Here is a 12116-nt window from a genome sequence, read left to right on the forward strand (position 1 = left end):
CCGCGCGTTCACGCGGTGCGCGACAGCAGCAGCGCGTTGGTCCGCTTCACGAAGCTCGCCGGATCGTCGAGCATCCCGCCTTCGGCCAGCAACGCCTGGTCGAACAGCAGGTGGCACCAGTCGCCGAAATTGGCGCTGTCGGCGTTCAGCTGCTTCACGAGCGCGTGCTCCGGGTTGATCTCGAGGATCGGCTGCATCGCCGGCGCGTTCTGGCCGGCCGCCTTCAGCATCCGCTGCAGGTAGCCGCTCATGTCGTTGTCGTCCGCGACGAGGCACGACGGCGAATCGGTCAGGCGGAACGTGACGCGCACTTCCTTCACCTTGTCGCCGAGCGCTTCCTTCATCTTCTCGACGACCGGCTTGATCGCCTCGCCCGCCTGCTCCTGCGCCTTCTTTTCCTCGTCGTTCAGTTCGCCGAGGTCGAGATCGCCGCGGGCCACGCTCGCGAGCGGCTTGCCGTCGAATTCATGCAGGAACGACAGCATCCATTCGTCGACGCGATCGGTCAGCAACAGCACCTCGACGCCCTTCTTGCGGAACACTTCCAGGTGCGGGCTGTTCTTCGCGGCCTGCCACGTATCGGCGGTCACGTAGTAAATCTTGCTCTGCTCGGGCTTCATGCGCGACACGTAGTCGGCGAGCGACACGTCCTGCGCGTCGGTATCGCCGTGCGTCGATGCGAAGCGCAGCAGCTTCGCGATCCGCTCGCGGTTCGCGTGATCCTCGCCCAGACCTTCCTTCAGCACCTGGCCGAACGCGCTCCAGAACGTCTTGTACTTCTCCTTGCCGGCGTCCTCTTCCGCGTTCGCGAGTTCCTCGAGCATCGACAGCGCGCGCTTGGTCACGCCTTCGCGGATCGCCTTCACGTCGCGGCTTTCCTGCAGGATTTCACGCGACACGTTCAGCGGCAGGTCGGCCGAATCGACGACGCCCTTCACGAAGCGCAGGTATTGCGGCAGCAGCTGCTCGGCGTCGTCCATGATGAACACGCGCTTCACGTACAGCTTCAGGCCGCCGCGGTAATCGCGGTTCCAGAGGTCGAACGGCGCGTGCGCCGGCACGAACAGCAGCTGCGTGTATTCGCTGCGGCCCTCGACGCGGTTGTGGGTCCACGTGAGCGGATCCTGGTGATCGTGCGCGATGTGCTGGTAGAACTGCGTGTACTGCTCGTCGGTGACGTCGCTCTTCGAACGCGTCCAGAGCGCGCTCGCCTGGTTGACGGTCTCGTCCTCGTCCTTCAGGACCATCTCGCCCTTTTCCTGATCCCACTCTTCCTTCTGCATCAGGATCGGCAGCGCGATGTGATCGGAATACTTCTGGATGATCGACTTCAGGCGGTGCGACGACAGCAGCTCGTCCTCGCCTTCGCGCAGATGCAGCGTGATCGTCGTGCCGCGCTGCGCGCGCTCGATCGCATCGATCGTGAAATCGCCCTCGCCCGCGCTTTCCCAGCGCACGGCTTCGTTCGCCGGCAGGCCGGCGCGGCGCGTCTCGACGGTGATCCTGTCCGCGACGATGAAGCCCGAGTAGAAGCCCACGCCGAACTGGCCGATCAGCGCCGCGTCCTTCTGCTGGTCGCCGGACAGCTTCGTGAAGAATTCCTTGGTGCCCGAACGCGCGATCGTGCCGAGGTTCGCGATCGCCTCGTCGCGGCTCATGCCGATGCCGTTGTCCTCGATCGTGACCGTGCGTGCGGCCTTGTCGAAGCCGATGCGGATGCGCAGATTCGGATCGTTCTCGTACAGCGCGTTGTCCGCGAGCGCTTCGAAACGCAGCTTGTCGGCCGCGTCGGACGCGTTCGACACCAGTTCGCGCAGGAAGATTTCCTTGTTGCTGTAGAGCGAATGAATCATCAGGTGGAGGAGTTGCTTGACCTCTGCCTGAAAGCTCATCGTTTCGTGTGCCATGGATGCTGTTTCCTCTTACATGAACTTGAATGGTGTGGCGCGGGCGCCCGGCGCGCGATGCCGGCGGGCCCGTCAAGGACGACCGCCTGGCGCAAGCGGTTCGCGCGGGTATCTGGGGACGGGCGACCGGATTTCAAGGGGCGGTGCGCCGCCCGCCGTCACGACGCGCGCCGCGCCGCCGCTTCGATATAGCGCGCGAGAAACCCCGGCAGTGCCGGATCGCCGCAGTTCGCGACGTTGAAGCGCGTCCATGTCGACGACGACTGCTGCGGCGAGAACAGGCTTCCCGGCGTCAGCAGGAACCCTTCCTCGTGCGCGGCGGCCGCGAGCGCGTCCGAATCGACGCCCGTGTCGGCCCACAGGAACATCCCCGCCGCCGGCATCGTGAAGAGCCGCAGCCCGGTACGCTCGAGCATCCGCGCGGTCTTGTCGCGCACGCCGTCGAGCCGCGCGCGCAGCCGCTCGACGTGTCGCCGGTAATGCCCTTCGGTCAGGATCTTGTACAACACGCGCTCGTTGAGCTCCGGCGTCGTCATTCCGACCAGCATCTTCTGGTCGGTGACCGCCTTCGCGATCTCCGGCGCGCAGGCGACATAGCCGACCCGCAAATTCGCCGCGAGCGTCTTCGAATAGCTGCCCAGGTAGATCACGCGCTTCAACTGGTCGAGACTCGCGAGTCGCGTGGCCGGATAGCTCGGTGGGCACAGGTCGCCGTACACGTCGTCCTCGACCACGAGGAAGTCGTACGCCTCGGCAAGCTTCAGGATCCGGAACGCCTGCGCGGCGGACAGCGACGTGCCGGTCGGATTCTGCAGCACCGAATTGATCACGAGCATCCTGGGCCGCCACATCTGCACGAGCGTTTCCAGCGCGTCGAGATCGGGGCCGTCGGGCGTATAGGGCATGCCGACCAGTTGCGCGCCCTGCGACGCGAAGCGGCCGAACATCTGGAACCACGCGGGATCGCCGACGATCACCGCATCGCCGGGCCGCACGTAGATCCGCGAGATCAGGTCGATCGCCTGCGTGATGCCCGACACCAGCACGAGCTGCTCGGGCTTCGCGCCGATCTCGACTTCCGCGAGCCGCGTCTGCAATTGCTGGCGCAGCGGCAGGAAGCCCTGCGCGGTGCCGAAACCGAGCATCTGCGCGCCGGACTGGCGCCCGAGCGCGCGCAGCGCGCCGGTAATCAGCTCGCCGTCGAGCCAGCGGCCCGGCAGGTAGCCGAGACCCGGCCCTTTTTCAGGGCTGACGGTATGCAGCATGTTGCGCAGCAGCCAGACGACGTCGATCGTGTTGTGCACGGGCGCGGCCTCGGCCACGCGCGCCACGTTGTCGGCCGGCTGCGGGCCGGTGGCCGTGCGCTCGCGCACGTAGAAGCCCGAGCCGCGTCGCGAGTCGAGATAGCCCTGCGCGACGAGCCGTTCGTACGCTTCCACCACGGTAAAGCGCGACACGCTCTTGTCGAGGGCGAGCTTGCGGATCGACGGCATGCGCATGCCGGGCCGGAACACGCGTTCGTCGATGCGGCGCCGCGCCCACTGGACGAGCTGGTCGACGAGCGTGAGCGTGGCCGTATCGTGCGGCGCGGGAATCTGGGCGAGTGGGACGGTGGACATGAGCGGCGACTCCAACTGTACCGAAGGCTATCGCGCCGATTGTACCGTTACTGTGCCGGTGCCGACGATTACAGTTGACCGGAATGGCGATCGTGCGGCCGCCGTCGCGGCCTTGCCGCACGCGGCGCCGCACCGCCGGGCCCGTATCGCGGCCCGGGCACCGGCCGGTTCCGCAACCGCTCGGCGCATCGCCCGCCTACCATGACACTTTCGCTTCCCGACCGACGTTCATGCCAGCCCGCTCCCTGACCCTCGACCATCTCGTGATCGCCGCGCGCACGCTCGACGAAGGCGTGCGCCATGTCGCCGCGTCGCTCGGCATCGACCCGGCCGGCGGCGGCCGCCATCCGCTGATGCGCACCCATAACGCGCTGTTCGGCGCGTGGGGCGGGTTGTACCTCGAAGTGATCGCGATCGATCCCGATGCGCCCGCCACGGGCGACGACGCCACGCCGCCGCGCGCGCGGCTGTTCGGCCTCGACGATCCCGCGATGCATGCCAGGCTCGCGCAGGGCCCGTTCCTCGCGCATTGGGTCGCACGCGTCGACCGCCCGCGCCAGCTCACGATGTGGCAACGCCAGTACCCGGCGCGCATCGCGCCGGTCGTCGCGATGCGGCGCGGCGACCTGAGCTGGGGTCTCACGGTGCCCGACGACGGCGCGTTCCCCGCTTGGCAAGGCGCCGGCGACGGCCTCGTGCCATCGCTGATCCAGTGGGACAGCCCGCGCCATCCGGCCGAATCGCTGCCGAACGACGGCGTCGCACTGAAGGCGCTCAAGGGCGTCCACCCGCGTGCGGACATCATCCGCGAGCAGCTCGACTGGCTCGGCGCGGGCCATCTGCTCGACCTCGACACCGGCGACGGCCCGCCGGCGCTCGTCGCCGAATTCGACACGCCGCAAGGCGCACGCACGCTGCGCTGAATGCCGCTGCCGCCCCTCGATTACACGAAACCCGCAATACGGAGACACCCATTTCATGAATTCGCGCGAAACCCGGGGCATGCTGCTCGGCCTCATCGGCGTGATGATCTTCAGCCTGACGCTGCCGATGACGCGTATCGTCGTCTCCGAACTCAACCCGCTGCTGAACGGGCTCGGCCGCGCGCTCGCCGCGTCGGTGCCGGCCGGCCTGCTGCTGTGGTGGCGCCGCGAACGGCTGCCGACCCGCGCGCAGTTGAAAAGCCTCGCGGTCGTGTCGGCCGGCGTGATCATCGCGTATCCGGTGTTTTCCGCCTGGGCGATGAAAACCGTGCCGGCCTCGCACGGCGCGGTCGTCAACGGGCTGCAGCCGCTGTTCGTTGCACTGTACGCGGCGTGGCTGTCGCACGAACGGCCGTCGAAGGCGTTCTGGGCCAGCGCGCTGGCGGGCAGCGCGCTCGTGATCGCGTTCGCGCTGCGCGACGGCGGCGGCACGGTGCAGGCCGGCGACGCGCTGATGCTCGTCGCGGTCGGCATCGGCGCGCTCGGCTATGCGGAAGGCGCACGCCTCGCGCGCCAGATCGGCGGCTGGCAGGTGATCTGCTGGGCGCTCGTCGTGTCCGCACCGTTCCTGGTGCTGCCGGTCGGCTGGCTCGCGTGGACGCAGCACGTCGCGCACCCCGCCCCGCTCGCGTTGCGCACGTGGCTCGCATTCGGCTACGTGACCCTTTTTTCGCAATTCATCGGCTTTTTCGCGTGGTACGCCGGGCTCGCCATGGGCGGCATCGCGCGCGTCGGCCAGGTGCAGCTGCTGCAGATCTTCTTCACGATCGCCTTTTCCGCGCTGCTGTTCGGCGAGACGGTGACGCCGTCGACGTGGCTGTTCGCGGCCGCCGTGATCGCGACCGTGATGCTCGGCCGGCGCTCGGCGGTGGCCACGGCCCCGCGTCCCGCTCGCGCCGGTTGATGAGGTGCGCCATAATGTTCGTTTTGCCTGAACGGTTTTGCCCACCCGGCCGCGACGGCCCGGTCGCGCTCCCGCACGCCCACCCGGCCGCGTCGACGCGATCAGCCCGATCGACCTTTCTTGACTGACCACGATATCCGAACGAGGAGACTATGAATCCGAGCGACCTGCATCCGCCGCACTGGCAGCTTTCCGAACGCGCCCGCAAGCTGACGAGCTCTGCGATCCGCGAGATCCTGAAGGTCACGGAACGCCCCGAGGTCATCTCGTTCGCAGGCGGCCTGCCCGCTCCCGCGACGTTCCCGGCCGAACGCATGCGCGCCGCGTCCGACCGCGTGCTGCGCGATGCGCCCGCCGCCGCACTCCAGTACAGCGCGACCGAAGGCTACCTGCCGCTGCGCGAATGGATCGCCGAGCGCTACAGCGTGCGCGTGTCGCAGGTGCTGATCACGACCGGCTCGCAGCAGGCGCTCGACCTGCTCGGCAAGGCGCTGATCGATCCGGACAGCCCGATCCTCGTCGAAACCCCGACCTACCTCGGCGCACTGCAGTCGTTCTCGCTGTACGAGCCGCGCTACGTGCAGGTGCCGACCGACGAGCGGGGCCTGCTGCCCGAAGGCCTCACGCCCGACCTGACGCAAGGCGCGCGCCTGCTGTACGCGCAGCCGAACTTCCAGAACCCGACCGGCCGCCGCCTGCCCGTCGAGCGCCGCCGCGCGCTCGCCGCGTTCGCGCAGTCGAGCCCGTTCCCGGTGCTGGAAGACGACCCGTATGGCGCGCTGAACTACCAGGGCGAGCCGCTGCCGACGATGCTGTCGATGGCGCCCGACCATATCGTGCACCTCGGCACGTTCTCGAAGGTGCTCGCGCCGGGCCTGCGGATCGGCTACATCATTGCCCCCGAGGAACTCCACTTCAAGCTCGTGCAGGCCAAGCAGGCCACCGACCTGCACACGCCGACGCTCACGCAGCGCATCGCGCACGAAGTGATCAAGGACGGCTTCCTCGACGAGCACATCCCGACGATCCGCCAGCTGTACGGCGCGCAATGCGAAGCGATGCTCGCGTCGCTCGCGCGCCACATGCCGGAAGGCGTCACGTGGAATCGCCCGGACGGCGGCATGTTCATCTGGGTGAACCTGCCCGCGCAGATCGACAGCATGAAGCTGCTCGAAGTCGCGGTCGCCAACCACGTCGCCTTCGTGCCGGGCGCGCCGTTCTTCGCGAACGACCCGCAGCAGAACACGCTGCGCCTGTCGTTCGTGACGGTGCCGCCGGAGAAGATCGAGGAAGGCGTCGCGCGTCTCGGCAAGCTGCTGCGCGAGCGTCTCTGATCCCCTTTTTCCTGTCACGACTCTCAACGAGGAATCGAACACATGGCTAACGTCTACGACAAACTGAAGTCGCTCGGTATCGAACTCCCGACCGCCGGCGCACCGGCCGCCGCCTACGTGATGAGCGCGCAAAGCGGCAACTCGGTCTACCTGTCGGGCCACATCGCGAAGAAGGACGGCAAGGTCTGGGCCGGCAAGCTCGGCGCGGATCTGCAGACGGAAGACGGCAAGGCGGCCGCCCGCTCGATCGCGATCGACCTGCTCGCGACGCTGCACGCGCACACCGGCGACCTGAACAAGGTCACGCGCATCGTGAAGCTGATGAGCCTCGTCAACTCGACGCTCGACTTCACCGAACAGCACGTCGTGACGAACGGTGCGTCGGAACTGATCGCCGAAGTGTTCGGCGACGCAGGCAAGCATGCGCGTTCGGCGTTCGGCGTCGCGCAGATTCCGCTCGGCGCGTGCGTCGAGATCGAACTGATCGCCGAAGTCGCGTAACGGGCGCATCGAGATGACCGGTCGTCTCGTCCGCTTCAAGCAGGTCGACGTCTTCACGTCGGTGCCGTTCAAGGGCAACCCGCTCGCCGTCGTGTTCGACGCCGATTCGCTCGGCGACGACGCCATGCTCGAGATCGCCCGCTGGACGAACCTGTCGGAAACGACGTTCGTCTGCACGCCGACCGATCCGGACGCCGACTACCGCGTACGGATCTTCACGACGGCCGGTGAACTGCCGTTCGCCGGCCACCCGACGCTCGGCACCGCGCATGCGTTCCTGGAAAGCGGCGCGCGGCCGCGCACGCCGGGCCGGCTGATCCAGCAGTGCGGGGTCGGCCGGGTCGCGCTGCGCGAGCAGGCCGGCGGCTGGGCGTTCGCCGCGCCGCCGGCCCGCGTCACGCCGCTCGACCGTTCGGACTACGCGGCGCTGGCTGCCGCGTTGCGCAGCGACGCGATCGACCTGGAAGCCGAGCCGTGCGCGGTGGACAACGGCGCGCCGTGGCTGGTCGTGCGGCTGAAGTCGGCCGACGCGTGCATCGGTCTGTCGCCGGATCCGGCCGCGCTGGAGGCGCTCACGCACCGCTACGGCATGGACGGCCTCGCGGTCTACGCGCCGCACGCCGAAGGCGGCCCCGCGACGTTCGAAATCCGCTGCCTGATGACGGGCGGCAACTTCGGCTTCGGCGAGGACCCGGTCACCGGCAGCGCAAACGCCGCGCTGGCCGGGCTGCTGACGCGGCAGGAACGCCGCCCCGGCCCGTCGTATACGGCCCGCCAGGGTACGGCGATCGGCCGCGACGGCCGCATCTCCGTCAGCTATGACGAAGATGGCACCACGTGGATCGGCGGCCACGTCGTCACGGTCGTCGACGGCACCTTCCGGTCGCCCGTGTAACATTTCGCGATGTGCGCTGGCGCCGGCCCGCCCGGCGCCCCTACGATTCGCCCAACTATCGCAAAAACGTTCCAGCCAGTAATATCGGGCCTAATCCGTTGTTTCGGAGGTCTGTCCATGGTTGCGTGTCCCGCGAACGAACAGACGTCGGGACAACCCGAACCATAGCCAGCCATCCTGACGGATGACGCACGCGAGCAGGACGCCGCCCTCTCAGATGAGCTCCGCCCGGTCAAACCACACGCCGCCGACCCGACCGCTGCGCGCGCCGCGCAAGTCGCGCCGGCGCGCGCTGTTCGCGATCCCGCTGCTCGGGATGCTGGCGCTCGCGCTGCTGTGGGCGGTGATCGTCGCGCGGCTGTCGGTCGAAAAAGACAGCGCGTACAAGGAAGCGGCGGCTTCCGCGGCGATCCTGTCGTCCGCGCTCGAACAGCACACGGTCAAGGCCATCCATCAGGTCGACCAGATCACCCGCTTCGTCAAGTTCGAATTCGAGAAATCGCCCGCGCATTTCAACCTCGCGAGCGCGGTCGAAAAAGGCGTCGTGCCGAGCGACACGCTGATCCAGGTTTCGCTCGTCAACGCGAAGGGCGTCCTGTTCGCGAACACGGCCGAACTCCATCCGAAGCCGATCAACCTGGCCGACCGCGAGCACTTCAAGGTCCACCTCGCGCACAACGACGATCGCCTGTACATCAGCAAGCCCGTGCTCGGCCGCGTGTCGAGCCACTGGACGCTGCAGATGACGCGGCGCCTGAACAATCCGGACGGCAGCTTCGCGGGCATCGTCGTGGTGTCGGAAGACCCGAGCTACTTCACGAACGACTTCTACAACAACGCGGCGATCGGCAAGGAAGGCGTGATCGCCGTGGTGTCCGACACGGGCACCGTCCTCGCGCGGCGAACCGGCTCGCTCAACAACGCGCCCGGTGCGTTCTCCGCGTCGGGCGTCTATCCGATCGCCGAGCGCGTGACGGGCACGATCATCGACCCGATCGACGGCGTGACGCGCATCGTGTCGTACCGCCACCTCGACGGCTATCCGCTCGCGGTGATGGTCGGGCTGTCGCAGTCCGAGGAATTCGCGGACTACTACCACACGCGCAACGTCTATCTGCTGATGACGAGCTTCATCACGCTCGCGATGCTCGCGTTCTTCGGCGTCGCGACGGGGTTGATCGGCAAACTGCTCGGCCGCGAGCGCGAGATGACCCAGCTCGCCGAATACGACCTCCTCACCGGCCTCGCGAACCGCTACGCGACGCTGCGCGGGCTGCGCAACGACGTGTCGATGCCGGCCAGCCTGTCGCGGCTCGGCCTGCTGTTCATCGACCTCGACAACTTCAAGACCGTCAACGACACGCTCGGCCACAACGCCGGCGACATCGTGCTGCAGATGACCGCGTCGCGCCTGTCGGATGCCGTCGGCGACGAAGGGTCGCTCGCGCGGATCGGCGGCGACGAGTTCGTCGTCGTGATGAAGGGCGACGACGTCGAACGGCGCGCGGTGCGGCTCGCGGAAGCGATCATCCGGATGTTCGCCGAGCCGTTCGACGTGCGCGGCAGTTCGTTCGTGCTGCACGCGAGCATCGGCATCGCGCTGCACACCGTCGCGAACGAAAGCGAGATCGACCTGCTGAAGAAGGCCGACCTCGCGATGTACAGCGCGAAGGACGCCGGCAAGAACTGCTACCAGTTCTACGCGCCGCACCTGTCGCATCGCGCGGACCACCTGATGCGCTGGGAACAGCAATTGCGCGTCGCGCTCGCCGAGGGGCAACTGTTCCTCGCCTACCAGCCGAAGATCGACCTGACGCACCGCACGATCACCGGCTTCGAGGCGCTCGCGCGCTGGGATCACCCCGAGCACGGCATCATCTCCGCGAACGAATTCATTTCGATTGCCGAGTCGACGGGCCTGATCGTGCCGATCGGCGACTTCGTGATCCGCACCGCGTGCGAACAGATCGCGCGCTGGCGCGACGACGGCCACGACACGCTGACGCTCGCGGTCAACATCTCGCCGGTGCAGTTCTGGCGCGGCGACCTGATCGAGACGATTTCGCAGGCGCTGCAGGACACCGGCATCGAGGCGAACCGGCTCGAAATCGAGATCACCGAGACCGCGATGATGGAATATCCGGAGCTCGTGTCCGAGAAGATCGTCGCGTTGAAGAAGCTCGGCATCCGGATCGCGCTCGACGATTTCGGCACCGGCTATTCGTCGCTGTCGTACCTGCACCGCTTCTCCGTCGATACGCTGAAGGTCGACCGCTCGTTCGTGCAGGCGATCCCGAACGATCGCAGCGTGTGCGTAATGGTGTCGTCGATCGTGCATCTCGCGCGCTCGCTCGGCCTGACGGTGGTCGTCGAAGGCACCGAAACCGAGGAGCAGATCGCGTGGCTGTCCGCGCTCGGCGAGATCGAGGCGCAGGGCTTCCTGTTCTCTCGCCCCGTGCCGGCCGACGCGATCCCGGCGCTGATCGCGCGCTTCGGCGTGCGCGGCGACCGGCCGAGTGTCCTCGCGCACCGCGCAACCGGCAGCACGGGCGCCTGAGCCCGCGGCCCGCGCGGCCATGTTGCGCAGCACACCGATTATTTCGGTTTCCGATCCGGTTGTTTAGTTCATTAACTAGCGTTTTCGCGCATGGCAGTGTCACGATGCGCGGCGGACAATTGGGAGGGCCATCGTGTCGGCGGGCCGCCGGCACGTTTCCACGCGCGAGACCAGGCCCAGCGCCAACAGCACCGTCATGACAACCATCGAAGTCGAAGCGGCCGAACGTGTCGAACAGACACAGGCATCCCTATGGGCCTTGTTCAAGGTCGTGGCCGGCATTTCCGCCGTGTCGTGGGGCGGGCTTTCGATGATGGCGCAGCTCGAACGCCACTACGTCGACCGGTTGCAGCGCATCGAGCCGCACGTGTTCGCCGATCTCGTCGCCCTTGCATGGCTCGTGCCAGGCCCCGTCGGCTGCAATGTCGCGGTGCAGGTCGGCCAGACGCTGCACGGCCGCATCGGCGCATGGATCGCCGGCATCGCGAGCGTGCTGCCGTTCTCCGTGCTGATGACGCTGTTCGCGATCTTCTACCGCACGCCGATCGTGCGCTCGCTCGCCGCGCCGATGCTGATCAATCACTTCGGGATGGTGCTCGCCGCGCTGATCGGCGTCACGTGGGTCAAGCAGTTGCGCACGCTCGCGAGCACGCGGCTCGAACGGGCGATCGCCGCGCTCTCGACGATTCTGCTCGCTTTCGCACATAGTCCGGCCGCTTTCGTCGGGATTCTCTTCGCTGCGTTCGCAGCCGGCTGGCTGACCGGGCCGCCGCAACACGACGCGGTCGACTTCACGCTGTCCAAACGCGACCGCAACCTGCTCGTGCTGCTCGCCGTGCTCGTCGCGCTGTTCGCGCTGCCGCTGCCCGGCGACTACCAGGAGACGCTGCTGTGGCCGCGGCTCGCCGGCGCGGGCATGACGCTGTTCGGCGGCGGCTTCTCCGCGCTGCCCGTGCTCAAGACGCTGTTCGTGTCGCCGGCCACCGGCATCTCCGATCACGACTTCACGCTCGCGTTCGCGCTGTCGCCGGTGTCGCCCGGCCCGCTGCTGAACGTCGTGCCGTTTCTCGGCTACCTGACCGACGGCTGGACCGGCGCGCTGCTCGCGACCGCCGCGCTGTTCATTCCGTCGGGGTGTCTCGTCGTGTTCGCGCAGAACCATCTGTTCCGGCTCAAGCGCCACTCGCGCTTCGAGCATGGGATGCGCCTGCTGCGCGCGGCGACGACGGGTTTTCTCGTCGTCGCCGTCGTGAGGATCCTGCACCGCGAACCGGCCGATCCCGTCTACTGGCTCACGGGCGCCTTCGCGACGCTGTGCTTCGCGCGCTTCAAGGTGCCCGTGTACGCCGTCTACGGTGCGGTCGCGATCGTATGCGGCGGATGGCTGTTGTGGGCCGCCATCGCGCACTGACGGCA

The 12116-nt window shown here is 67.6% G+C and carries 9 protein-coding genes; 7 read left to right on the plus strand and 2 right to left on the minus strand.

Annotated features, from left to right (window positions below; genetic code table 11):
• Nucleotides 1–8 precede the first annotated feature (8 nt).
• A complete protein-coding gene (gene htpG, locus WS49_RS10100) occupies nucleotides 9–1907 on the minus strand; it encodes a molecular chaperone HtpG (RefSeq protein WP_059527371.1) in 1899 nt (632 codons plus the stop codon).
• A gap of 158 nt (nucleotides 1908–2065) precedes the next feature.
• A complete protein-coding gene (locus WS49_RS10105; RefSeq protein WP_059528286.1) occupies nucleotides 2066–3526 on the minus strand; it encodes an aminotransferase-like domain-containing protein in 1461 nt (486 codons plus the stop codon).
• A 230-nt stretch (nucleotides 3527–3756) separates the two neighbouring features.
• On the opposite strand from WS49_RS10105, the gene WS49_RS10110 reads away from it, so the two are divergent.
• The 7 genes from WS49_RS10110 to WS49_RS10140 all read left to right on the plus strand — a co-directional run bounded on the left by WS49_RS10110 (nucleotide 3757) and on the right by WS49_RS10140 (nucleotide 12111).
• Entirely contained in the window at nucleotides 3757–4449 is a 693-nt protein-coding gene (locus WS49_RS10110; protein WP_059527374.1) for a VOC family protein, read from the plus strand.
• A 55-nt stretch (nucleotides 4450–4504) separates the two neighbouring features.
• The gene (locus WS49_RS10115) at nucleotides 4505–5413 is read left to right on the plus strand and encodes a DMT family transporter (RefSeq protein WP_006752871.1); all 909 of its coding nucleotides are present in this window, start codon (nucleotides 4505–4507) and stop codon (nucleotides 5411–5413) included.
• Nucleotides 5414–5565: 152 nt separating this feature from the next.
• A complete protein-coding gene (locus WS49_RS10120; protein ID WP_059527377.1) occupies nucleotides 5566–6747 on the plus strand; it encodes an aminotransferase-like domain-containing protein in 1182 nt (393 codons plus the stop codon).
• A 42-nt stretch (nucleotides 6748–6789) separates the two neighbouring features.
• Nucleotides 6790–7248: a RidA family protein gene (locus tag WS49_RS10125; RefSeq protein ID WP_059527380.1), complete on the plus strand. Its 459-nt coding sequence runs from the start codon at nucleotides 6790–6792 to the stop codon at nucleotides 7246–7248.
• A 13-nt stretch (nucleotides 7249–7261) separates the two neighbouring features.
• Nucleotides 7262–8143 carry a PhzF family phenazine biosynthesis protein gene (locus tag WS49_RS10130; RefSeq protein WP_059527383.1) on the plus strand — a complete coding sequence of 294 codons (882 nt, stop codon included), beginning with the start codon at nucleotides 7262–7264 and terminating at the stop codon, nucleotides 8141–8143.
• Nucleotides 8144–8360: 217 nt separating this feature from the next.
• Nucleotides 8361–10700, plus strand: coding sequence for a bifunctional diguanylate cyclase/phosphodiesterase (locus tag WS49_RS10135; RefSeq protein ID WP_059527386.1), 2340 nt, complete (start codon nucleotides 8361–8363; stop codon nucleotides 10698–10700).
• Nucleotides 10701–10896: 196 nt separating this feature from the next.
• On the plus strand, nucleotides 10897–12111 hold the full coding sequence (locus tag WS49_RS10140) for a chromate transporter (protein WP_059527389.1): 1215 nt from the start codon (nucleotides 10897–10899) through the stop codon (nucleotides 12109–12111).
• Nucleotides 12112–12116: the final 5 nt, after the last annotated feature.

It is taken from the genome of Burkholderia sp. RF7-non_BP4 (genome assembly GCF_001521935.1).
GTDB classification, from domain to species: domain Bacteria; phylum Pseudomonadota; class Gammaproteobacteria; order Burkholderiales; family Burkholderiaceae; genus Burkholderia; species Burkholderia diffusa.